At 60.1% G+C, this 22,643-nt stretch carries 26 protein-coding genes and 4 tRNA genes; 17 read left to right on the forward strand and 13 right to left on the reverse strand.

Translation table 11 applies throughout. The annotated features are described in order from the left end of the window. A partial coding sequence (locus tag HMPREF3145_RS07145; protein ID WP_141740835.1) for an HNH endonuclease signature motif containing protein occupies positions 1-481 on the forward strand: 481 nt, incomplete at its 5' end. 44 nt (positions 482-525) lie between these two features. Here HMPREF3145_RS07145 and HMPREF3145_RS07150 read toward each other — a convergent pair. Then, positions 526-1,002 (reverse strand): ribose-5-phosphate isomerase, encoded by a 477-nt coding sequence (locus HMPREF3145_RS07150; RefSeq protein WP_070422564.1) that lies wholly within the window; start codon positions 1,000-1,002, stop codon positions 526-528. Between the two features lie 5 nt (positions 1,003-1,007). Continuing rightward, positions 1,008-1,625, reverse strand: a complete 618-nt coding sequence (locus HMPREF3145_RS07155; RefSeq protein WP_070422565.1) for a mycothiol-dependent nitroreductase Rv2466c family protein — start codon at positions 1,623-1,625, stop codon at positions 1,008-1,010. A gap of 33 nt (positions 1,626-1,658) precedes the next feature. On the opposite strand from HMPREF3145_RS07155, the gene pepN reads away from it, so the two are divergent. After that, complete coding sequence (gene pepN, locus HMPREF3145_RS07160; protein WP_070422566.1) at positions 1,659-4,046, forward strand: aminopeptidase N; 2,388 nt, start codon at positions 1,659-1,661, stop codon at positions 4,044-4,046. Here the strand turns inward: pepN and HMPREF3145_RS07165 are convergent. Beyond that, positions 4,043-5,191, reverse strand: coding sequence for a cystathionine gamma-synthase (locus tag HMPREF3145_RS07165; protein WP_070422567.1), 1,149 nt, complete (start codon positions 5,189-5,191; stop codon positions 4,043-4,045). The two genes, pepN and HMPREF3145_RS07165, sit on opposite strands and share 4 nt — an antisense overlap. Before the next feature lie 71 nt (positions 5,192-5,262). Here HMPREF3145_RS07165 and HMPREF3145_RS07170 point away from each other — a divergent pair, with 71 nt between their 5' ends. Further along, entirely contained in the window at positions 5,263-6,213 is a 951-nt protein-coding gene (locus tag HMPREF3145_RS07170) for a mechanosensitive ion channel family protein (protein ID WP_070422568.1), read from the forward strand. After that, positions 6,203-6,616 carry a globin gene (locus HMPREF3145_RS07175; RefSeq protein WP_083279443.1) on the forward strand — a complete coding sequence of 138 codons (414 nt, stop codon included), beginning with the start codon at positions 6,203-6,205 and terminating at the stop codon, positions 6,614-6,616. The genes HMPREF3145_RS07170 and HMPREF3145_RS07175 overlap by 11 nt, the downstream gene beginning before the upstream one ends. 33 nt (positions 6,617-6,649) lie before the next feature. Here the strand turns inward: HMPREF3145_RS07175 and HMPREF3145_RS07180 are convergent, their stop codons facing one another. From HMPREF3145_RS07180 to HMPREF3145_RS07200, 5 genes are all read right to left on the reverse strand, one after another. Beyond that, the gene (locus HMPREF3145_RS07180) at positions 6,650-7,276 is read right to left on the reverse strand and encodes a DUF8185 domain-containing protein (RefSeq protein WP_070422569.1); all 627 of its coding nucleotides are present in this window, start codon (positions 7,274-7,276) and stop codon (positions 6,650-6,652) included. Then, complete coding sequence (locus tag HMPREF3145_RS07185; protein WP_070422570.1) at positions 7,277-7,681, reverse strand: acyl-CoA thioesterase; 405 nt, start codon at positions 7,679-7,681, stop codon at positions 7,277-7,279. A gap of 11 nt (positions 7,682-7,692) precedes the next feature. Beyond that, complete coding sequence (ettA, locus tag HMPREF3145_RS07190; RefSeq protein ID WP_070422571.1) at positions 7,693-9,363, reverse strand: energy-dependent translational throttle protein EttA; 1,671 nt, start codon at positions 9,361-9,363, stop codon at positions 7,693-7,695. 80 nt (positions 9,364-9,443) lie between these two features. Next, a complete protein-coding gene (locus tag HMPREF3145_RS07195) occupies positions 9,444-10,052 on the reverse strand; it encodes a single-stranded DNA-binding protein (protein ID WP_070422572.1) in 609 nt (202 codons plus the stop codon). A gap of 156 nt (positions 10,053-10,208) precedes the next feature. Further along, positions 10,209-12,194: a bifunctional copper resistance protein CopD/cytochrome c oxidase assembly protein gene (locus HMPREF3145_RS07200; protein ID WP_070422573.1), complete on the reverse strand. Its 1,986-nt coding sequence runs from the start codon at positions 12,192-12,194 to the stop codon at positions 10,209-10,211. 54 nt (positions 12,195-12,248) lie between these two features. Between HMPREF3145_RS07200 and HMPREF3145_RS07205 the strand changes: the two genes are divergently transcribed. The 8 genes from HMPREF3145_RS07205 to HMPREF3145_RS07240 all read left to right on the forward strand — a co-directional run bounded on the left by HMPREF3145_RS07205 (position 12,249) and on the right by HMPREF3145_RS07240 (position 17,380). After that, positions 12,249-12,322, forward strand: a tRNA-Arg gene (locus HMPREF3145_RS07205). Positions 12,323-12,639: 317 nt separating this feature from the next. Further along, positions 12,640-14,022, forward strand: coding sequence for an MFS transporter (locus HMPREF3145_RS07210; protein ID WP_083279444.1), 1,383 nt, complete (start codon positions 12,640-12,642; stop codon positions 14,020-14,022). Between the two features lie 39 nt (positions 14,023-14,061). After that, a complete protein-coding gene (locus HMPREF3145_RS07215) occupies positions 14,062-14,487 on the forward strand; it encodes a hypothetical protein (RefSeq protein ID WP_141740836.1) in 426 nt (141 codons plus the stop codon). After that, complete coding sequence (locus HMPREF3145_RS07220) at positions 14,484-14,804, forward strand: transcriptional regulator (protein ID WP_070422575.1); 321 nt, start codon at positions 14,484-14,486, stop codon at positions 14,802-14,804. The genes HMPREF3145_RS07215 and HMPREF3145_RS07220 overlap by 4 nt, the downstream gene beginning before the upstream one ends. 10 nt (positions 14,805-14,814) lie before the next feature. Next, positions 14,815-15,621 carry a mycolate reductase gene (gene cmrA / locus HMPREF3145_RS07225; RefSeq protein ID WP_070422576.1) on the forward strand — a complete coding sequence of 269 codons (807 nt, stop codon included), beginning with the start codon at positions 14,815-14,817 and terminating at the stop codon, positions 15,619-15,621. Further along, entirely contained in the window at positions 15,622-16,251 is a 630-nt protein-coding gene (orn, locus tag HMPREF3145_RS07230) for an oligoribonuclease (protein WP_070422577.1), read from the forward strand. Positions 16,252-16,297: 46 nt separating this feature from the next. Further along, positions 16,298-16,373, forward strand: a tRNA-His gene (locus tag HMPREF3145_RS07235). Positions 16,374-16,519: 146 nt separating this feature from the next. Next, positions 16,520-17,380, forward strand: coding sequence for a siderophore-interacting protein (locus HMPREF3145_RS07240; RefSeq protein WP_070422578.1), 861 nt, complete (start codon positions 16,520-16,522; stop codon positions 17,378-17,380). 34 nt (positions 17,381-17,414) lie between these two features. Here the strand turns inward: HMPREF3145_RS07240 and HMPREF3145_RS07245 are convergent, their stop codons facing one another. Then, complete coding sequence (locus HMPREF3145_RS07245; protein ID WP_070422579.1) at positions 17,415-18,614, reverse strand: L,D-transpeptidase; 1,200 nt, start codon at positions 18,612-18,614, stop codon at positions 17,415-17,417. Positions 18,615-18,819: 205 nt separating this feature from the next. Here HMPREF3145_RS07245 and HMPREF3145_RS07250 point away from each other — a divergent pair. Then, positions 18,820-18,892 (forward strand) — tRNA-Lys (locus HMPREF3145_RS07250). 92 nt (positions 18,893-18,984) lie between these two features. Then, a complete protein-coding gene (locus HMPREF3145_RS07255; protein WP_070422580.1) occupies positions 18,985-19,560 on the forward strand; it encodes a nicotinamidase in 576 nt (191 codons plus the stop codon). On the opposite strand, the gene HMPREF3145_RS07260 is transcribed toward HMPREF3145_RS07255, so the two are convergent. Next, positions 19,561-20,220: a DUF305 domain-containing protein gene (locus HMPREF3145_RS07260; RefSeq protein ID WP_246817543.1), complete on the reverse strand. Its 660-nt coding sequence runs from the start codon at positions 20,218-20,220 to the stop codon at positions 19,561-19,563. A gap of 119 nt (positions 20,221-20,339) precedes the next feature. After that, a complete protein-coding gene (locus HMPREF3145_RS07265; protein ID WP_070422581.1) occupies positions 20,340-20,615 on the reverse strand; it encodes a DUF3618 domain-containing protein in 276 nt (91 codons plus the stop codon). 80 nt (positions 20,616-20,695) lie between these two features. Between HMPREF3145_RS07265 and bcp the strand changes: the two genes are divergently transcribed. Then, positions 20,696-21,181 carry a thioredoxin-dependent thiol peroxidase gene (gene bcp / locus HMPREF3145_RS07270; protein ID WP_070422582.1) on the forward strand — a complete coding sequence of 162 codons (486 nt, stop codon included), beginning with the start codon at positions 20,696-20,698 and terminating at the stop codon, positions 21,179-21,181. Between the two features lie 23 nt (positions 21,182-21,204). Here bcp and HMPREF3145_RS07275 read toward each other — a convergent pair. After that, positions 21,205-21,289: transfer RNA gene (locus HMPREF3145_RS07275), tRNA-Leu, on the reverse strand. A gap of 98 nt (positions 21,290-21,387) precedes the next feature. Here HMPREF3145_RS07275 and HMPREF3145_RS07280 point away from each other — a divergent pair. Further along, the gene (locus tag HMPREF3145_RS07280) at positions 21,388-21,846 is read left to right on the forward strand and encodes a hypothetical protein (protein WP_224213568.1); all 459 of its coding nucleotides are present in this window, start codon (positions 21,388-21,390) and stop codon (positions 21,844-21,846) included. Then, entirely contained in the window at positions 21,843-22,214 is a 372-nt protein-coding gene (locus HMPREF3145_RS07285) for a DUF3817 domain-containing protein (protein ID WP_070422583.1), read from the forward strand. The genes HMPREF3145_RS07280 and HMPREF3145_RS07285 overlap by 4 nt, the downstream gene beginning before the upstream one ends. 44 nt (positions 22,215-22,258) lie before the next feature. Here the strand turns inward: HMPREF3145_RS07285 and HMPREF3145_RS07290 are convergent, their stop codons facing one another. Continuing rightward, a complete protein-coding gene (locus HMPREF3145_RS07290; RefSeq protein ID WP_070422584.1) occupies positions 22,259-22,633 on the reverse strand; it encodes a hypothetical protein in 375 nt (124 codons plus the stop codon). Positions 22,634-22,643: the final 10 nt, after the last annotated feature.

Here is a 22,643-nt window from a genome sequence, read left to right on the forward strand (position 1 = left end):
GCTTCCCGAATGGACGCGTATCCAATCCGGTGCCGGTGACGAGGTCACGCTCACGCTGACTGATGGCACGACAATGACGGGTGCGGAGTTTCTCGCGCAGCAATTCGGCGACGAGTTGGAAGTCGCGGCGTTTCACCCGACCGAGGGTGCAGTCAACTTGTATCGCACCCAGCGGTTTGCCAATAGTAAGCAACGCGCGTTGGCATCCATGATGTCGCCGACGTGTCCGGTGCCCGATTGTCGGCATGGGGCTGACAACTGCGACATGCACCACATCCAAGCCTGGCGCCATGGCGGGGAGACCAACCTGGCCAACCTCGTGCCGTTATGTCGGTTCCATAACGGGCGCAACGACGATGACCCGCGTGAAAACCGCTACGGGCGAATACAGATCCGAGATGGGATACCGGTGTGGGTATCGCCGGGAGGGTCGGTCGTCGAGAAGCATCCGCCCGGAGCCATGCAACAACTCTTCACATAACGAAAAAGCCCGCCAAAAAGCGGGCCAATCGTCGTGCCTACACACTACTTCGCAGACGGAACCTCCGGCGCGACACCAGTGCGCTCATACTCCGCGAGAATATCGATACGACGCTGATGACGCTCCTCCTCACTCCACGGCTGAGCAACAAACGCATCAACAATCGCGAGCGCCTCTTCCTCGGTGTGCATGCGCCCGCCGATGCCGATGAGTTGCGCGTTGTTGTGCTCGCGGGCCAGTTTCGCGGTCTCTTCCGACCACGCCAACGCACAACGAGCACCCTTGACCTTATTCGCCGCAATCTGCTCACCATTGCCCGAACCACCAAGCACAATGCCCAGAGAACCCGGATCCGCAACAACAGCCTCCGCTGCGGCGATGCAAAACGCCGGGTAGTCATCCGCGGCGTCGTACTCGTGGGCGCCGCAGTCAGTCACCTCATGACCCTGCGCCTCAAGATGGGCCTTAATCTGATTCTTCCGCTCGAAACCGGCGTGATCTGCTCCAAGGTAAATACGCATAAGGCTTAGCGTACCTGCGGGGCTTCCGTACGGCTGCGCTTGAGCTCAAAGAAATACGGGAAACTTGCCACACCAACCGCATGGTCGAACAACTTCCCAGCATCCTCGCCCTCCGGCACACGCGTGATCACCGGGCCGAAAAACGCACTGTCGCCGAGCTTGACCACGGGGGTGCCGACGTCGTCGCCAACCTCAGCCATTGCCGACGCGTGAAAACCGCGCAAGGCCCCATCAACCTCGTCGGTATTCGCCACATCCGCGTACTCCGCGGGCAAACCGACCTCGGCAAGCGCCTCCGCAATAACACTGTCGTAGGCGCCGAAACCTTTCTTGTGATCCTGGCCGCCAGTGTGGATGATCGTGCCCATCGCCGTGTACAGCGCGTCGATCTTGTCCGGGGCATCCTGCTTCACTTTCGCGAACACACGCGCGGGACCCCAGTTCGCCTTCATCAACTCGGCATAGTCGGCAGGGATGTCACGGCCGTCGTTGAGCACCGAAAGCGACATCGGCACCCACTCGACCTCAACATCGCGGACTTTCTCCACTTCCTTCATCCAACGCGAAGTCAACCAGCAAAACGGGCAGGAAACATCAAACCAAAAAGTCACTTGCTCTTTCATGCCGCCCACAATAGCGCGTGTAGCCTGAGTCACATGAAGACTAATCTCACGCGTGAAGACGCGCAGTTGCGCGCAAAGCTCATTTCCAACGTTCGTTACGACATTCTGGTGGATATCACTGGCAAAGACACGTTCACGACGGTGTCGACAATCCAGTTCGATTCCGAGGCGGGAACGACGCACTTTGACCTGGTGGCGGAGTCGTTCGAGGCGACGCTTGATGGTGAGGCGACTGGCCAGGAGATCACGTTGTCGGCGGGTTCCCATGAGCTGCGGGTGACGTCGACGGAGCCGTACAACCGCACGGGCGAGGGTCTGCATAAGTTCACGGATCCGGTGGATGGCAAGGACTACCTGTACACGCAGTTTGAGCCGGCGATGGCGATGAAGGTGTTTGCCTCGTTTGATCAGCCGGATTTGAAGGCGACGTACAAGGTGAGTGTGAAGGCGCCGGAGCGTTACACGGTGATTCTGAATGAGGCGGTTTCACGCGAGGAAAACGGTGACGGCACCGCGACTTGGACCACGACGATTGATTACCCGCTGTCGACATACCTGGTTGCGATTTGCGCGGGTGAGTTTGAGAAGGTCACCGACACGTACGACGCGGGTGATGGCCGCACGATTGAGCTTGGTCTGTACGCGCGTGCCAGTTTGATTCCGCATATGGATTCGGAGCGTCTGTTCCGTCAGACGAAGGACGGCTTCGATTTCTATCACGCGAATTTCGGCCGCAAGTACCCGTTTGGCGACAAGTACGATCAGGTGTTTTGCCCGGAGTACAACATGGGCGCGATGGAGCACGTTGGTTGTGTGACGTACCGCGATGAGTACATTTTCACGTCTGAGCCGACGCCGTATCGTCTGGAGCGTCGCAACGATACGATTCTGCATGAGATGGCGCATATGTGGTTCGGCGATCTTGTCACGATGGAGTGGTGGGACGATCTGTGGCTCAATGAGTCGTTTGCTACGTGGTCGGCGGCGACGGCGCAGGTGGGTATCGGTGAGTATCCGGAGGCGTGGACGACGTTTGCCATGGTGGAGAAGGCGTGGGCGTATTCGCAGGATCAGTTGCCGTCGACGCACCCGATTGCTGCGGATGCGCCGGATATTGAGACGGCGGAGCAGAATTTCGACGGCATTACGTACGCCAAGGGTGCGTCTGTGCTGAAGCAGTTGCAGGCGTATGTGGGTTATGAGGAGTTTTTCGCGGGTGTGCGCAAGCACTTCGATAACCATGCTTACTCCAATGCCACGTTCGATGATCTGCTTGGCGCGCTCGAGGAGGCTTCGGGTCGCGACTTGTCTAACTGGGCTGAGCAGTGGCTGCGTACTACCGGTGTGTCGCGTCTTTACCCGGAGATTTCGGACACGTTTACCGTGGTGCAGGAGTCGCCGGTGTTGCGCGATCACCGTGTTCGCGTGGGGCTTTATTCGCTTATCGACGGCACCGTGCAGCGCACCCACCAAGTCGAACTCGATATCACCGGCGAGCGCACTGAGATTCCTGAATTTTCAGGCGTGAAACACGATCTCGCCCTGGTGAACGACGACGACCTCACGTACTGCCTGATGGGCCTCGATGCGCAGCAGCAGCAGTTTGCCGTGGAGCACTTGGGCCAGATTGAGGATTCGTTGGCGAAGACGTTGGTGTGGTCTTCCCTGTGGGAGTCTGTGCGTGATGGTCGTCTGCCTGCTCGTCAGTATGTGGAGTTGGTGGCGCGCGAGGTTGGCCCGGATATGCAGGAGCGGATCGCCGCTCAGGCTACTGAGGCTGTGAAGCGCTACGTTGACCCGGCGTGGCGGCGCACCGGCTTCGATCTGTTGAACGAGGCGTTCCGTGGTCAGGAGCCGAAGGCGGTGTTCGACCGTGCGCTTGCCCGTCTGGAGCCGACCGAGGAGACGGTTGAGTACTTCAAGGATTTGCTGAAGACCTCCGAGAATCAGGAGGTTCGTTGGTTGGCGATCACGAACCTTCTCGCTGCTGGCGCCTTGCCGTTGGAGGCCGTTGACGAGGAACAGGACGATACGTCGGAGGGTGCAATTTCGCGGTTGAGGGCGAAGGCGGTCGTCGATAAGCGTTGGGCTTGGGACAAGCTCATTAACGACGACCTGACCAATCTCGAGGCCCGCTACCTCATGGACGGGCTCACCTTCACCGACGCTGGGCTCGAGGGGTTGACCGACGAGTACTTCCGCGCCGCGCCGGCCCTGTGGGACCGTTTGACCAACGAGATGGCGCAGCGCACCCTGGAGGGCATGTACCCGCGTTGGGACGTCACGCAAGAGGCTGTTGAGAAGGCAAACGCCCTGCTGAACAGCGACGTCCCCAATGGCCTGAAGCGTGTTATCGCCGAAGGCCAGGACCGCTCCGCACGCGCTGTGCGCAACCGCGCGGCCGACGCAGCAGCAAATTAAAGCTGCTTGAGGGCTTGTTCGAGGTCGGCGATCAGGTCGGCCTCGTCCTCAATGCCCACTGAAATTCGGACCAACTCCCCCGGCACCTCGAGCGCCGAGCCGGCCACGGACACATGCGTCATGGTGGCGGGGTGCTCGAGCAGGCTTTCCACGCCGCCGAGGGATTCGGCGAGGCAGAACAGTTTCGTCGACTTGCAGAACGTCTTGGCCTGCTCGGTGGTTTGGAACAGTACGGAGACCATGCCGCCGAAGCGGGTCATCTGCTTTTTCGCCACCTCGTGGCCCGGGTGTGTTTCGAGTCCCGGGTAACACACGCGGGAAACTTGCGGTTGGGCGTCGAGGTATTTGGCCACGGCTTCGGCGTTGTCGCAGTGGCGGTCCATGCGCACGGCGAGGGTTTTCAGGCCGCGGCCGGTGAGGTAGGTGTCGAACGGGGATGGGTTGGCGCCGACCCAGCCGAAGAAGAAGCGGAGTTGTTCGTGGAAGCCGTCGACGCGGTCGTTGCGGCCGCAGACGATGCCGCCGACGACGTCGGAGTGGCCGCCGATGTATTTCGTCGTTGAGTGGAGGACGACGTCGGCGCCGAGTTCGAATGGTTTTTGCAGGTAGGGGGATGCGAAGGTGTTGTCGACGACCAGCGCTGCCTGCTTCTTCACTGCCGCGATTGCTTCGATGTCGACGACGTCCAGCATTGGGTTTGTCGGCGTTTCCACCCAGATGACCTTGGTGTTGTCTTGGACGGCGGCGGCGACCTCTGTGGGGTTGGTCATGTCGACGACGGTGTTTTCCACACCCCAGAGGGTGAAGACTTGTTGGATGAGGCGGTAGGTGCCACCGTAGGCGTCGTTGGAAATCACAACATGGTCGCCGGGTTTGAGCAGGACGCGGAGGACGACGTCGATGGCTGCCATGCCGGATGAGTAGGCGACGGCGAAGTCGGCGTTTTCAAGCGCCGCAACAGCTTTTTCCAGGGCGGTGACGGTGGGGTTTCCCACGCGTGTGTATTCGTAGCCGCCGCGGAGTTCGGCGAGGCCGTCTTGGGCGAAGGTGGTGGAGGCGTAGATGGGGGTGTTGATTGGCCCGTAGAGGCTGTCGGGCTCGTAGCCTGCGTGGATGGCGTTGGTGGTGAATCCGTAGACAGTCATGTGCACAGACACTAGACCAAGCGGTACACCCCTCGGTTATTTTTATGCATCGCGCGTACACTTGTGCGGTGATGGATACTCAAGATGCTTCTGAAAAGGTTGACCAAGCTGTCGAGGGCGTGGCGTCGTGGTGGAACAATCCGCAAACGCATGAATTGTTCATTGAGCGCCCGGTGAAGATCGTGCTCATTTTGCTGGTTGCAATTGTGCTGAATTGGCTGGCGAATGGCATTATTCGGCGTGCGACGCGCCAGGGAATTAAACGCTCGAATGTGTTGAAGTATGAGGGGCGTGATGCGCAGCAGATTCGTGCGCAGGAGAAGCGTCGTCAGCAGCGGATGAAGACGCTGGCCAATGTGGGCCGGTCGGTGGCTGCGATTGTGATTTGGGCGTGGGCGGTGCTTGCGGTGCTGGATCAGTTGGGGGTCAATGTTGCGCCGCTGATTGCGTCGGCTGGTGTTGTCGGTGTGGCGATTGGTTTTGGTGCGCAGTCGTTGGTGAAGGATTTCTTCTCCGGTGTGGCGATTTTGATTGAGAACCAGTTCGGGGTGGGTGACACGATTGAGGTCGGCGATGTTGTGGGTGATGTTGAGGAGATGACGCTTCGCATCACCACGCTTCGCGATATCGACGGCGCGCTGTGGTACATCCGTAACGGCGACATTGATCGGGTTGGCAATCACTCGGCCCGCTTCTCTACCGCGCGTGTGCAGGTGCCGGTGTCGTTGATGGTGAATCCGGATGAGGTGTCGCGTTTGATCGAAGAGACCGCTGTTGCGGGCTGCCAGGACAAGGAAGTCGCCGAGCTGGTGATGGGCACTCCGCGGATGTTGGGTCCGAGCGAAGTGACGCCGAATTATATGTCGTTCCGCGTGGAGGTGCAGACGATGCCTGGCATGCAGTGGACGGTTGCGCGTTATTTGAATCAGCGGATTTTGGCGGCGTTGCACCGCGAGGGTGTGGTGTTGACGCCGCGGGAGTCTGTGTTGGTGAAACAGCAGGAGGAAAACGTTGGAGATTAGCCCGAAGCAGGAGCAGACGCTTTTCGACGCCGTCGGCGGCGAACCATTCTTCACACGCCTTGTCCGCGGGTTTTACGATCAGGTCAAGGAAGATGACCTCATCGGCCCGATGTACCCGGATCAGGATTGGGAAGGAGCGGAGAACCGCCTGCGTTGGTTCCTCGTCCAGTATTGGGGTGGCCCGCGCGAGTATCAGGCGCAGCGCGGCAACCCGATGTTGCGCAAGCGCCACTTCCCTTTCGCGATCGGTGAGCCGGAGGCGGATCGTTGGCTCGAGTTGATGGGCAAGTCGATGGAGCAGTTTGACGACGACGAGCTGCCCGAACCGTACCGCGCCCAGATGTGGAATCACATGCAGCGTGTGGCGTACATGATGATCAATCAGGGCCCGCGCTCCTATTAGTCCCAGCCCGGGCCGCCAGCGAAGCGCGGCCCGCTAGAACAGCAGGCCGAGTCCGGCGTTGCGGTAGACGGATCCGAAGGGGGCGTCTAGGCGGGTCCAGCGCCCGCAGCTGGATACGCGCAGGTGACGCGGGATCTCCGCGGGTGCTTCGAAGCCGGGGATGAGGCCGAGTGCGGTGCAGGCGAAGATCATCCGCATGGGGATCTCCACTGGGTCGTCGCTGTCGGCGTCGGCGGTGAGCACGATCCCGTCCAGCAAGGATTTCGGTGGGCCGGCTGGTCCGGAGAATTGGCGGGCGAGGTTGCGGCCTTCGTCGGCAAGTCTGCGGGCCACACCGACGGGGACTTGCTCACGCGCAACGAATCCGGTGGCGGGTGGCAGCGCCCCGGGCCAGGCGGTATCGCGCGCCGGCCCGACCTCCACCGAGCCGGACTGCAGCGCGGCAAGCAAGTCGCGGGCGCTGACGGTGCCGGTGTTGTGGGAGGTGGTGCCGGTGATTCGTCGAGAAGCAATGGCCTCGAAGGGCGTGGTCACGAACACGTCGAGCGCACCCCCGCCAACCTCCTGGAAGCGTGCGGAGGCCTGTGAATCTAAGCCGACGGCGCGGCCGACCAGAGTGGTCAGGCCGCGCGCGCCAGATTCGATGTCAAGGGTGATCACCTAGTTTTCGGCCGCCTTAGACAGGATGCCGATCTCCTTTTTGGTGATCTCCCGCGGCGAGGTCGTCGCAGTATCCACAGTGACCTGCACGCACTCCACCACTGCGCAGGTTTTGCCCTGCGCGTCCTTGATTTCCTGGCGGGTGGTAAACGAGGTGTTGCCTACGTTGACCACCTGCGTCTCCACGGTCACTGCGGTGGTGTTGGGCAGGATCGGGCGGACGTAGTCCACCTCGAGCCGGCGTACGAACACCACGAACTCGTGGCCTTCGGAATAGAAGAATTTCTCCGCGAACGCCAGGCGCGCCTCCTGCGCCAACTCGACGTAGGCCGAGTTGGTCACGTGACCGTAGCGGTCAAAGTCGCTCCAACGCACCGGAATGGTGTGCACGTGGATTTCTGCCATGGGGTTTGCTCCTAACGGGTGAGCTTGCGGTGGGTGACGCGCGACGGCTTGGCGGCTTCCTCGCCGAGGCGTTCGACCTTGTTCTTCTCGTAGTCGCCGAAGTTACCTTCGAACCAGAACCACTTGCCTTCTTCGACGTTGCCTTCCCACGCGAGGATGTGGGTACAGGTGCGGTCGAGGAACCAACGGTCGTGCGAGATGACCACGGCGCAGCCCGGGAAGGCCTGCAGTGCGTTTTCGAGGGAGCCGAGGGTTTCCACGTCAAGGTCGTTGGTGGGCTCATCGAGCAGGATCAGGTTGCCGCCCTGCTTGAGCGTCAGCGCCAGGTTGAGGCGGTTGCGCTCGCCGCCGGAGAGGACCTTGGACGGCTTCTGCTGGTCAGCACCCTTGAAGCCGAAGGCGGACAGGTAGGCGCGCGACGGCATTTCGTTCTGGCCGACGTGGATGTAGTCCAGGCCGTCGGAGACAACTTCCCACACGGTTTCTTCGGGGTCGATGTTTTCGCGGTTCTGGTCCACGTAGGAGATCTGGACGGTCTCGCCGACGGTCACGTTGCCGGAGTCCGGCTCTTCCAGACCAACGATGGTCTTGAACAGGGTGGACTTACCCACACCGTTGGGGCCGATGACGCCGACGATGCCGTTGCGCGGCAGGGTGAACGACAGGTCCTTGATCAGGACGCGTCCGTCGAAGCCCTTGTTCAGGTTTTCCACTTCGACGACCTTGCTGCCGAGGCGCGGCGGGGTCGGAATCTGGATTTCTTCGAAGTCGAGCTTGCGATACTTCTCCGCCTCGGCTGCCATCTCTTCGTAGCGCTCCAGACGTGCCTTGTTCTTGGCTTGGCGTGCCTTCGGCGAGGAACGGACCCACTCGAGTTCCTTCTTCAGGCGCTTCTGCAGCTTCTGGTCCTTCTTGCCGGCAACTTCGAGACGCTCAGCCTTCTTCTCCAGGTAGGTGGAGTAGTTGCCTTCGTACGGGTAGAGCTGGCCGCGGTCGACCTCACAGATCCATTCTGCGACGTTGTCCAGGAAGTAGCGGTCGTGGGTAATTGCGAGCACGGCACCCGGGTAGGTCTGCAGGTGGCGCTCCAACCAGAGGACGGATTCGGCGTCGAGGTGGTTGGTGGGCTCGTCGAGAAGCAGGAGGTCCGGCTCGCTCAGCAGCAGTTTCGCCAGTGCTACTCGACGACGCTCACCACCCGACAGGTTGGTCACCGGCGCATCAGACGGCGGGCAGCGCAGAGCCTCCATGGCCTGCTCGATCTTGGAGTCGATCTCCCACGCATCGGCTGCGTCGAGTTCTTCTTGCAGCTTGCCCATTTCTTCCATGAGCTCGTCGGAGTAGTTGGTCGCCATTTCCTCGGCGATTTCCTCGAAGCGCTGCTTCTTTTCAAACAGCTCGCCGAGGCCTTCTTCGACGTTGCCGCGGACGGTCTTTTCTTCGTTGAGCGGCGGCTCCTGCAGCAGGATGCCAACGGTGGCTCCTGGCTGCAGGAATGCTTCGCCGTTGTTTGGCTGGTCGATGCCCGCCATGATCTTCAGCAGCGACGATTTACCGGCGCCGTTCGGACCCACAACGCCGATCTTGGCGCCTGGGTAGAAGGCCATGGTGACGTTGTCCAGGATGACTTTTTCGCCAATGGCCCTGCGGACGTTTTTCATCGTGTAGATGAACTCAGCCACTACGTTTCCCCTTTTGTTGGTGAATGCGGACGTTAAATACCGCAATCAGGGTACATCACGTGGCTGAGTACGACGCCCTCCTAGAACGGTGCCTTGGCGGCGCTGAGGTCTTCGGCGCTGTAGCGGGCCTCGTCGGTGCCGTCGGGGGCTCCGTCGAGAGCATTGTCTCCCCCATCGGCTTCGGCGGCCACCGGCTCGGCCGGGTCGACCGGGTCGGCAAAGCTGGGTGGTTGGCCGGTGAGCCGCTCGAACACGGCCTCGGCATCCATAACAGGTACCGCGTCGTGTCCGTCGAGGCTGTGTCCGGAGTTGGAGGTGCGCGCCGAGTTGAGCTGGTAGTGGTTCATGTCAAAGGCCACGTTGCGGGCCTTGAGCATGATCTTCGAGCGGGTGACGGCGTTGTTGCCTTCGCCTTCTTGCCAGAAGTCGGTGACCAGCGAGCCGTCGACGATGACGGGGAATCCCTTCTTCAGCGACGCTCCACAGTTCACGGCGAGTTGCCCCCAGCATTCAACGTCGATGAACAGCGGGTCGACGTCTTCCCAGACCTCTTTGCCGTTGTCGTCGGTGACGCGCCTTCTTTTCGACGACGCCAGCCTCATCTTGGTTACCGTCGCCCCACTCGCGAACAACACAAGTTTCGGATCGTCGGTCAGATTGCCAATAAGGCGGATGGTGTTTTGGCTCATGGAAGAGCCCCCCTTTCCATAGTGCGGATGATGGTGTGCGGGGTGTCGTCGTCAAGCAACGCCCTGCACACTTCGAGGTTCGCACGATTTGTAAAGCCGGTAAAGGGGGAAGCCGTTTCTGTGGATAACTTTGAAACCAGATTCCACAATCCGCTGCTAGGAGCGATTTCCGTACTGGGCGAGCATCTCGTTGTAGCGGCGCCATTCTTCGTCATCGGTCTCTTTCGCGCGACGATCGGCCTCTTCCGTCTCGGCGCGGTCTTCGCGCAGCCACTGCATGAACAACTCACCGAAGACGATCAGCAGCGGGAAGGAACCGGACGCCCAGGCGATGCCGCCGCCCTCCTTCTGAATCTGCGCCAGGTCAGGGTTCCACGGCAGTTCGAGGTTGTTGTAAAAGTCCTCGCCCATGACCACGCCAAGCTGCATGAGGTAAACACCCATGAACAGGTGAAACGGCATGGATACCCACAGCCAAGCCAGGCGTGTTTTCGCGGTGGCGCGGCCCTCGATGTGATCGGGGCCGATCAGTTCCCAGAAGTAGAAGTAGCCGGACACCATAAAGACGGCGTTCATGATGACGTGGCCGGCGTGCTCGGAAATCATCAGTTCGTAGAACGGGATGAACACATACATGGCGTAGAAAAACACCAGAAACTGAATAGTAGACACAGGCGGGAACGTCACGATGCGCAGGAACTTCGAGCGCTGGAAGCTCTCCACCCACATGCGCGGGTTGAACTCGCCTGCCGGGTACGCCTTGCCGATCAGCGTCAGCGGTGCGCCCAGCACCAGGAACACTGGCACGCCCATGGACAGAATCATGTGGACGGACATGTGCACCGAATACGACGCCGGCATGTGCATGCCCAACCCAGAGCTCAGCGTGACGACGACCGTCACACACCCAAGCAACCACCACACCGTCCGTGACGTCTTCCACCCGTCCACGCGGCGCACCAGGCGCAGGTAGTACACGGCAAGGAGAATCGCAATGACACTAAACAGCAACTCCGGGCGCCACAGAGTGATCCAGTTGGTCCAGGAGATCTGTTCAGAAAGGTTGTACCCCATCTTCACCTGCATGCGGGTGAGGTTCGGGTCGAGCGGCGGCGGGGGCGGCGTGCGGCCAAGGGTGACCGCAAGGCCGGAGACCGCAGCCATGATCAGGACTTCCACCGCTCCGAGGCGAGCAAACGCCTTCGGCTGGCTGTCCAACAGCGGGATGGTGCGCTCGCGGTGGGCGTAACCAATGATGCCGAGCAGCACAATCGCTACCGTCTTCACGATCAGCACGATGCCGTAGCTATACTCCGTCAACTCACTAATACGCACGCGCACCAGCGCGTTAATCACACCGGAAAGCGCCATAGCCAGGATGGAAAACAGGGCGACCATGGAGTAGCGGCGGGTGGCTTCGGTGAGGTGAGGGCCTCGTCGTAAAGCATGCGCCACAAGCGCCATAAGACCGCCAACCCACAGCAACATGGCCACGAGGTGCCAAATGAGCGAGTTGGTGCCAAAGTCGTGGGAGCCGCCCGTCGCCGAGTGGCCGGTCAGACCGATCGGCATGACCACCACAATCGCGCCGATAAAAAGCGCAACCTGCGACCACCAACTCGTCGCAACGTAGCCGCCGACGGCCACCACCGCCGCGAACGCAGCGACGATCAACCACACGCGAGCCTCTTTCACCTGCTCCAAGGCCTGCGTCCAGGCGGCCGCCTCAAACATGACAGTCTTCATCGGCTGGCCCGACACATCCGACAGCACCAGCGGAATCATCAACAACCCAATCAGCACGATGCCCGCACTCGCGTGCGCACCAGTACGCGAAGCGATGTGCCCGTCCACCGTCAACTGCGCACCGTTGAGATCCTCCCCCTGCATGCGCGGCGGGATGAAGAATGACGACAGCATGAACGACCCCACCGCCAACGCCATAAGAATCCACGCCACACCGCGCAGCGCCGGCAAACCGAACGTGGTGGTCACGCCAGGGTCCGGAATACCGAGCGCCGCCAGCGACCCACCAGAGAACGACTGCGCCACCGCACCCGCGACCACCGCCGCCGCAGCGAGCGCGGCAAGATAGAGCGGCCAAGCGGAAACAACAGCAGGCTTTCGGGCAGTCTCAGTCATGCTGCATACCCTACTTTCGCCCGCGAAACGGCCATAACTACAATCATTCGCACTGCCCCCATAGCTCAGTGGATTAGAGCATCCGGTTTCTACCCGGCTGGTCGCGGGTTCGAATCCTGCTGGGGGCGCTTTGTGTTTCTGGGGGTTGGGATGAGGGGCGCGCCGCGTACTTGGTGAGAACGCATTGGTGAAGACGGCCAAAAATCGGCATCTTCACCAATGCGTTCTCACCATGTGCGGGGAAAGAGGCGTGCCGCAAAGCTAAACGACACATGGAACACGGCATACTCCGCTGATTTTCAGCGATATATGCCGTGTTGGATGTGTCGTTTGGCCTCAGCAGACCACACTTCACCCATTTTTGGGATACGCGTCCCATAGCGTGATACAGTTTCTTCCATTCTGCGACACAGCAGTTTCACACAATGGAATGAAAGGACGGGCGATGACCACCAGCGTCGAACATCAACCCCCTGCCCCACAAGCGGCCCCTGCTGCCATCCGGGAGACAACGCCACAGGAGCGAAACCGGGTCCGCCTTGCGTCGACAATTGGCACGACGATTGAGTTTTACGACTTCTACGCCTACGCCACCGCAGCCGTCGCGGTATTTCCGTTCCTCTTCTTCCCCAAGTCGGAGTCGAGCACGGTGGCGCTGCTGTCGTCGTTCGCCACGTTTGGCCTGGCGTTTATCGCTCGCCCGCTAGGTTCAGTGCTGTTCGGCCACTTCGGCGATAAGGTCGGCCGCAAGGCCACCTTGGTCGGTGCGCTGCTGACCATGGGTATCGCCACCTTTGTTATCGGCCTGCTGCCCACCTACGCACAGGCCGGCATCTGGGCACCGGCGTTGCTGGCACTGATGCGCTTCTGCCAGGGCCTTGGCCTGGGCGGCGAGTGGTCCGGCGCGGCCCTGCTGTCCACAGAAACAGCAGCTAAGGGACGCCGCGCCTGGGCGGGCATGTGGCCCCAACTCGGCGCACCGTTCGGCTTCCTGCTGGCAAACGGCCTGTTCCTCATCCTGGTCACCGTGCTGGGCCACACCACTGGCGACTTCGAGGGCGCGTTCATGCGCTGGGGCTGGCGCATTCCGTTCCTGCTGTCCATCGTGATGGTCATCATCGGCCTGTGGGTTCGCCTGCAGGTTGAGGAGACTCCGGTGTTCCAGCAGGTGGAGCAGAACAACCAGAAGGCCGCTTCCCCACTGGCGGAGGTATTCAAGACCGCTTGGAAGCCGCTGATCCAGGGCACGTTTGTCATGGTCGGTTGCTACACGCTGTTCTACATCGTGACCACTTGGTTCCTCTCCTACGGAATTGGTTCGGCGGAAGAGGGCGTTGGCCTGGGTATTGCGTACCCGATGTTCCTGAAGCTGCAGCTGGTGTGCATCTTCGGGTTCATCGCTGGCATCCCGATTGCGGCGCATTGGTCGGATGTCTACGGCCGTCGCCCGGTGCTGGGTCTGACCTCGGTTGCGATCATCGTCTATGGCCTGAGCTTCAAGTGGCTGCTGAATCCGGAGACGTTCACCATGGTTTCCCTGGGCATCTTCTTGTTCATCGGCATGGTGTTGATGGGCTTCATCTTCGGCCCGATGTCTGCGATCTTGCCGGAGTTGTTCCCGTCGAATGTGCGCTACACCGGCTCGGGTATCGCGTACAACGTGTCCTCCATCCTGGGTGCGGCTATCGCCCCCTTCATTGCGACGGCACTGAACGCGAAGTATGGCCCGCAGGCTGTGGGTATCTACCTGGTTATTGTCACCGCGATTTCCCTGTGGGCAATCCTTTTCTCCCCAGAGACTAAGCACCAGGAGATGCACGAGATTTAACGCTTGCTTTCCATTCAGGCAAGTGACATACTTGCCAACGTGGAAAGCAACAAGATCTCTCAAGAAGAAGCTCGCGCCACCCTCGAGCAGATCGACGCGCTCGAGCAGAATGCGCAACATAGGCCCACACCCCTGTGGGCTTATGTCATTCTCGGCGCTTTGTTCGGAGTCACTGCTGCTGGCCTGATCCTGCGGTGGACGTACTGGTGGGCATTGTTTACGGTCATTATCATCGCCTGCATCGCCATCACCGTGCGAGATCACAACCGCAACGTGCGTCCAAGCATGAAGCAGCCGATCCAGGAAGACCCCGAGACGAATTGGGGATCCGCACTGATGCCGCTGGTCTTCATGCCAATCGTCTGGCTTGTCCCCGAAGGTAGCGTCGTTGGCGCGACTATCGCGGGCGTCCTCTCCGCGGCTGTCATCATCGTCACCGGTTACTACTGGGAGAAAAACCGATGAGTGAGCCAGCCATCGACCCCGTTATTCACCCGTTGGCCAGGTTGAAGATTTGTGCGGCACTGTTTCATGGGGGTGCCGTCGAAAAGCAATCGTCCCGCTTTGAGATGCGCTTTAGCACGCTGAAAGACAAAGTAAACCTGTCAGACTCCGCACTCTCCAAGCAGTTGGACCGGCTCGAGGAGCACGGCTATATCACGCGCTTCCGCGAGTACGGCTCATCCCGGGCGAAGGACACAGTGTGGGTCACACTGACAGCGACGGGCGCGCAGGCCTTCGAGCGACACACGGCAGCGTTGCGAGAGATCGCGGGCGGGTAGATTCGGACGCATGAGTTTTCCAGGACCATCCATCAACTCGTTCGCGTTGATTACTGGCGCGAGCCAAGGCATCGGCGAGGCGATCGCGCGCGACCTGGCCAAAGGTGGCCACAACCTCATCCTTGTTGCCCGGCGCGAGGAGGTATTGCAGAAGCTTGGCGACGAACTCGCGGCCGCCCACGGCGTCACCGTCGAAGTCTTCGCCGCGGATCTGTCTAAGGAACGCGACGTCACCGCACTGCTTAACCACATTGCGAACCGCAAGATTCACATTTGCGTCAATTCTGCCGGCATCGCGTCGTTCGGCCCGTTTATGAAGCAGGACTGGGAGTACGAGACGAACCAGTTCAACCTGAACGCGACGGCAGTGTTTCGCATCACCAAGGCGGTGCTGGATCAGATGGTGCCACGCGGCGAGGGCGCGCTGTGCAACGTCGGCTCCGCCGCGGGCAACCTGCCGATCCCGAACAACGCCACCTACGTGTTCACCAAGGCGGGCGTCAACATGTTCACCGAGGCACTGCACTACGAGCTGAAGGATTCCGGCGTGCACGTCACCCTGCTCGCGCCGGGTCCGGTGCGTGAGGCGCACATTCCGGAGGAGGAGCAGTCGATCGTGGATAAGGTCGTGCCCGATTTCCTGTGGACGACCTACGAGTCCTGCTCTGCCGACACCCTGAAGGCGATGCGCCGCAACCGCCGACGCGTCGTTCCGGGGCCGCTATCGAAGGCGATGGATGTCGTGTCTACCTACGCCCCGCGCGGGATTCTGCCGCCGATTATGGGCAAGTTTTACGCCAAGATGGGAGAGGAATAAATGGAGATCGCAGACAAGGACAATCGCATCGTGTGGGTCGACCTGGAGATGACCGGTCTTGACCCGTCACGCCACGTCATCGTGGAGGTTGCGGCGCTTGTCACGGATGCGGAGCTCAACATTATCGACGACGGCGTCGACCTCGTCGTCCACGCCACCGACGCCGAACTGGCGGAGATGGATGACTTTGTCACCGAGATGCACTCCTCCAACGGGCTGCTCGATGACATTAAGGCCTCCACGACCAGCATCGAGGAGGCTGAGGATGCGGTGCTGGAGCTCGTCGCAAAGCATTGCGATCCTGCTCATCCTGCTCCGCTTGCGGGCAACTCGATTGCTACCGACCGTGCGTTTATCCGTGCGCAGATGCCGCGTCTCGACGACGCCCTGCACTACCGCATGATCGACGTGTCCACCGTGAAGGAACTGTCGCGCCGCTGGTTCCCTAAGGCGTACTACAACCAGCCCGAAAAGGGCATGGCTCACCGCGCCTTGGCGGACATCGTGGAATCCATCCGCGAGTTGGACTACTACCGTCGCGCCGTATTTGTGGACTCCCCCGGCCCGGACACCGACACCGCAACGAAGGCTTCTGCCGCTGCAACCGAGTTCTACCAGCGGTTTTTGTAAACTTCAGATGAACGGCTAAGGTGTAATCCGCTGCAAAACAGCAATGGTGGCTGTAGTTCAGCTGGTAGAGCACCAGGTTGTGATCCTGGGTGTCGCGGGTTCGAGCCCCGTCAGCCACCCCAAAGCGTGCCCCGTAATCTCCACAACAGGTTACGGGGCACATTGCTATTCCACCCCCTCCTTGAATATGTTAGCCTTACCTAACTATTTGGCGTGCGAACTTCCGCCGCCCGAAGCAGCCACGAGTTGTTGAAGGACAGGGACAACGATGACCGAACAAGCCAACAAAGCGGCCGCGAGGCGTAAACCCCGGAAGGCCAATGAGGCAACCGTGACCGGTCGCCGCCAGCTCTCCCCCGATCTGGTTCGCTTAAGCCTGAACGCCCCCGCTTTTGTTGGTAAAGATCTGGAGTTTACGGACCACTACCTCAAGCTGTTGTTCGTGCCGGAGGGCGCCGACTACTCCTGGCCATTTAACGTCGAACAGGTCCGTGAACAACAGCCGCGCGACAAGCAACCGGTGACCCGGACCTACACGCTGATCAACCTCGACTCATCGACCGGGGATTTCGATGTTGACTTTGTCACCCACGGCGATGCAGGCCTGGCCGGTCCGTGGGCTCGCGTAGCCGAGGTTGGCGAGAAGATCGGCTTCTTCGGCCCAGGTGGCGCGTGGGGCCCTTCGGTCGACTACGAGCACTTCATCTTCGCCGGCGATGAGTCCGCAGCACCGGCCATCGGCGCGGGCCTAAAGCGCCTCCCCGAGGGCGCAACTGCGACCACGTACATCGAGATCGAAGCCGAAGACCGCAAGTTTGAGCTCCCAGCCCGCGATGGCGTGGACATCCATTGGGTGATCCGCAACGGCGCGACCCATGGCACGGAGCTATCCCGCGTCGTGCGACAGGCCGGCGTGCCGGACGGAAAGAACACCAGCTGGTTCATCCACGGCGTTGCCGAGATGATCAAGGAAATGCGGCGCTTCCTCTTCGTCGAATCCGAGGTCCCCAAGCAAGACGTGTCCATCTCTGGATACTGGCGCATCGGCATGACAGAGGATCAGTGGCAGGCCTCCAAGCGCGATTTCAACGCCGAGATTGAAGCCGAGGAGGAACGCGCGAAAGCCTAACTGCGCCTGGGGGCACTAACTGCACCTAGGGGCACTAGGAGTAGAGCTGCTCGCCGCTGCCGCCGGAGCGCTGCTCCCAATCAAGGTTCCAGTAGCCCAAGCCGTCGTACGGGGTCAGGGTCGATCCGCCAGTGTTTTTCACCACTACCGGGTCACCCCGTTTGACGTACTCCTGGAACCACTTGGCGTTCTCATAGGAAGCGTTGATGCAGCCGTGCGACTGGTTCTGGGACCCCAACGCCCACAGCGCCCACGGCGCGGAGTGGACGTAGATACCCGAGTACGACAGCTGGGTGGCGTAATCCACCGGCGTGACGTACCCGCCCGCATCCAACGCCAAGCCGTAGGTGCGCGAGTCCATAACAAGGCTGGGGTGCTCATCCCCCACCACGTAGGTGCCATTCGGGGTGTCGTAGCTACCGTCGGTTCCCAGTGAGATCGGGAACTCCTTCACCAACTCGTCGTTAGCGTAGACGCGCAGCATCTTGTCGTAGTTATCCACGACAGTCTCCACCTTGTCACCGATGGTGAAGCTGATTTCGGTGTCGTCGGAACCGTAGACGCCTTCGGCAAGTTTGCGCCCATACAGATCCACTTTCACAGTGACCTCAGTACCGGGCTCCCAGTACTCCTTCGGGCGCCAGCGCACTTCGTAAGGATCCAGCCAGAAGAATCCACCCTCGGTGTCGTTCGAGGTTTCCACCGAGATGAGTTTCTCCATCTTCTTGGTGTCTTGGATCGGGCTATCAAAGCGGATGGTTACCGCCTGGGCGACACCAACCGTCGAGCCGTCAAGCGGACCAACGTACGCATTAACCGTCACAGCCGGCGACACCGTAGTAAACGACGACACCACCTTCTGGCCCTCAACATCACGCGCCTCAATGGTGTACTCGCGTCCGTAACCAAGCGGTTCCGCCGTAGACCATTCGGTTTTGTCGTCGTTGAACTCCGCCTCGACTTCCTTGCCGGCCTCGTTGGTCATCTTCACCGAGGCCAATCCGACCTCCGAAAGCACCTTCACCGGCTGGCCAGGCTCGACGTCAGTGGCGTTATTGCTCACCGAGACTTTCGGCGGCTTCGCCGCAGGCGTCGTCTCTGCAGCCTGGTCTGTCTCCGCAACTTGTTCGAGACGGCTCGACCCATCCCCCGGTGAGCAGGCCGAAATCATCGCTCCTGCAGCCAGCGCCGTCAGGACCGCGGTGCAGCGGCGAACCGCGCGAAGGTGGAGCACGATGGACCCCTCACAACTCAAATCCAAAACTCAAACGCCAATACTTTAACCGTTAACGGCTAAAAAGCCACCATCCACAAACAAAGCGTTATACAACGTTTAACATTGCCGAAAAATATGCTCTTACCTGCCGATTTCACACATTCAACACACGCTGCTAATGTATTACCTCGTTGCAGAGAGCAACACCAACAAAACAAAATACGCGCCATTAGCTCAATTGGCAGAGCAACTGACTCTTAATCAGTGGGTTCGGGGTTCGATTCCCTGATGGCGCACAGCACAGCGAGGCTGGCAGGTATTTTACCCGCCAGCCTCGCTTTTTGTGTACCCGTCACTTTTTCTCGCAGCTGAGACTAGGCTGATCTTCATGAAAACAGCCTTGGTAATTGTTGACGTGCAAAATGACTTCTGCCCCGGCGGTAGCCTTGCCACCGCCCGCGGCGATGAGGTGGCGTCAAAAATCGCGGAGTTGATCTCCACCCCTGATAACAGGTGTTTGGAGTACGACCACATTGTGGCAACACAGGATTGGCACATCGAGCCAGGTGACCACTTTGCCAAGGAAGGCGAGACACCGGACTTTGTCAACACCTGGCCGCCGCACTGCGTCGCTGATTCCTATGGTGCGCAGATGCGCGGACCGGTGGATACCTCGCTGATTGAGGAGTTTTTCCGCAAGGGCAAGTACACCGCCGCTTATTCCGGATTCGAGGGCGCAACTGAGGCTGGCACATCGCTTGAGGATTGGTTGCGCGAGCGCGAGGTTTCCCAGCTAGACGTCTGTGGCATTGCAACGGACTTCTGTGTGCGAGCCACCGTCCTGGACGCCCTGAAGGCTGGTTTCAAGGTGCGCGTCCTGCGCGCGATGTGCTCCCCCGTCGATGACAAGGGCGGTGCCGCAGCGCTTCAGGAAATGTTTGAGGCTGGCGCCGAGATCGTCTAGTTACTTCGTCGGGTTGTAGCCCAGAAGTTCTTCCATCTCGCCCATTTCGGCGGTTTGGATCTCGATCATTTCCTTGGCCAACTCGCGAAGCGGCTCGTAGGCGCCGCCGTCCACCTCGTCCTGCGTCATCTTGATCACGTGCGCGTGGTGGAAGTGCATCATTTCGAGGAATGCGGTGCGCAGGTCGTCGCCACGCAACTGCGCGAACTCGTCCAACTGCTCGGGCGGGAACATGCCGTTAGCGATGTGGGTGGAGTGGTATTCCATATCTTCGTCGATGCCCCACTCGTCGGCCCATGCGTTCATTTGCTCGTTTTCGCGCTCCTGACCGTCCTTGATGCGCTGGGCAAGGTCGCGCACCTGCGCGTCGTCAACGTTGGAGGCAAGCAGCACGTCCGACATGTCAATGGCTTGCTGGTGGTGCGGGACCATCATGCCGAGGAAGTGGACGTCGGTTTCGTTGTACTCGGCGTCAGAGGACGTTGCGGCAGTGTTTGCAGTGTTGGCAGTGCTGTTGTCCGGGGTGAACGCTGCGCGTATCGACGGCCCCGCCACCGTCAGCACAAGCACAATCACCGCAATGACCGCTAGTGCGATCAACAGCGGCTTTTTACTGCCGCGCATCCGCTCGAGTTCGTGGTCGGCCTGATCATTAACCATTGATGCTCCCTTTCGGTCGTAAAGAGAGATTACCTTGAATTCAACAAGGACACGAGCGTATCGACGACAAAACGCCGGCACCTACAACATTGCAGGTACCGGCGTACAGACGCTCGCGCTTAGTTACGCGACAGCAGCTTCTGCAGCTCCTTGAGCTCGCTCTTGCGCTTACGGCCGTTGTAGACCTTGATACCGATCAGCGCTGCGATACCGATACCAACGCCAGCGATGATCTTCTGCACAGTCTCGTCCTCGAGCCAGGTCTTTGCCTGCCCCTTAGCCGTATCGGCCAAGGTGGACGGGTTCGTGCGGTCTGCAAGCTCGTCGAGCGTGCTAGCCAGCTGGCTGCGGGTGCGTGCAAGGTCACGCTCAATGTCGTGAATATCTCGTGCCACGGTTTCAAACTCCTACGTTTACTTGGGACTTTTCTAGACTGACGTCTTTTCGTACCAACAGTAGTGTAAAACGGGGAGGCATGACTGAACCCACCAGACTGCAACAAGGCGACACCGCCCCCGCTTTTTCCCTGAATAACGACAAGGGCGAAACCGTTTCGCTTGCCGATTTCGCTGGCCAGCGAGTCATCGTGTACTTCTACCCGAAGGCCAACACGCCCGGCTGCACCACCGAAGCTTGCGACTTTAGCGACAATATGGACCAGTTCAAGGACGCCTCCGTCGCCGTACTCGGCATCAGCCCCGACCCGGTGGAGAAGTTGGCAAAGTTCCGCGACGACCACAACCTGACCGTGCAGCTGCTTTCCGACGAATCCAAGGAAACCCTCGAGGCTTACGGCGCATTCGGGGAAAAGAAGAACTACGGCAAGATCGTCCAAGGCGTTATCCGCTCAACGTTCCTTGTCTCCGTCGACGCTGACGGTAAGGGCACCGTGGAGCAAGCCCAGTACAACGTCAGGGCAACTGGCCACGTTGGCCGCATCCTGCGCGACTGGAACCTGTAAGTCCCCACTCCCCCATAAAGAATTGGTGCGCCCGGAGAGACTTGAACTCTCACGCCATAAGGCACTGGAACCTAAATCCAGCGCGTCTGCCAATTCCGCCACGGGCGCGTCGAGAACGGATATTACACGCCGCGCCCCCATCCACAGAAACCGCGGTATCAAACTTTAGTTTGGCACCATGGTTTTACCGGGTAAGATCACCACTCGTGAGCGAAAAGTTGGAACACACGGACGCGGACGGGACCACCCCGATTCCGCAGCGTGAGCGTCTCCGCGTGCGATGGTGGCACATCCTGCTCCTCATCGCAGCCGCAGTGACGTGCCTGCTGCTCGCCCGGTGGCAGTGGGAACGCTACCAATCCGGCACCGGCACTCTCCAGAACCTGGGCTACGCCCTGCAGTGGCCATGCTTCGCACTGTTCTTCATCTACGCCTACCGCGTAGGTATGCGCATGGAGAACGACAAGATTGACGCCGAGAACGCAGGGCTGACCATGGATGACCTGTACGAGGCCGATCTCGCCCGCTACGGCAAGCACAAGCCCGTCACGGAAATCGACGAGGACTTCCTGCCCGCACGTCCGGAGATCGACGTCGACGAATACAACAAACTTGTGGCACCGCGCCGCGAAACCCACCCGGAAGGTAAAGGTGAACACGCATGACCGAGCAAACTCAGCCAGCAGCACAGCCAGAGCGCATCCACCCGGAGCGCCAGCGCCGCGTTAAGCAGGCTCTGCTGTGGTTCTCCATCGCGGCGTGGATCACCGGTGTCCTGTTGCTTCTGCTGATTGCCCGCATGATCATGCAGTACGGCTTCGACATGAACGTCGACTACCTGTCCTGGGTTGCGCGCGTGCACGGCTTTGCGTTTGTCGCGTTTTTGATGACGTCGCTGAACCTCGGCTCAAAGGCTCGCTGGTCCGGCGGCACCTGGGTGGCAACAGCTATCTCCGGCGTTGTGCCGTTTATGTCCTTCTTTGTGGAAGAGAAGCGCCGCAAGGAAGTTAAAGAAAAGTTCCAGCTCGCCTAACGTCGGCGAACTGGAACTTCGGGGGATGAAACCGGCGGCGAAACTTATTCGTCGTCGGTTTTTGTTAGCACCATGACGCCGACCTTCTCCGCTTGATCGTTTTGCGGCGACAGTGTCAACGTGTCGCCTGCACGCTCAGCGTCGTACTCCAGATCCTGGTGCGTCAGCGGATCTTCCAGCTTGAACTCTTTATCGTCGCGCAGGCAGTTCGCTTCGTTAGTCTCACCGTCGGTTTCGGTCAGCTCCCAGGAGCAATCCTTACCGTCAATGGTCACAGTGGCCCGACCACCGCCGGTCCCCTCCTGGGTTGCGGTGACGTCGCCCGACCAGGTGCCGTCGAAGTCACCGTCCTGCCCACAAGCGGTCAAAAGAGCGCTGGAGGCGAGAACAGTTGCTGCGAATGCGATTGTTTTCTTCATACCGCCACTG

The sequence above is a fragment of the Corynebacterium sp. HMSC05C01 genome (assembly GCF_001807155.1).
Classification (GTDB): domain Bacteria; phylum Actinomycetota; class Actinomycetes; order Mycobacteriales; family Mycobacteriaceae; genus Corynebacterium; species Corynebacterium coyleae.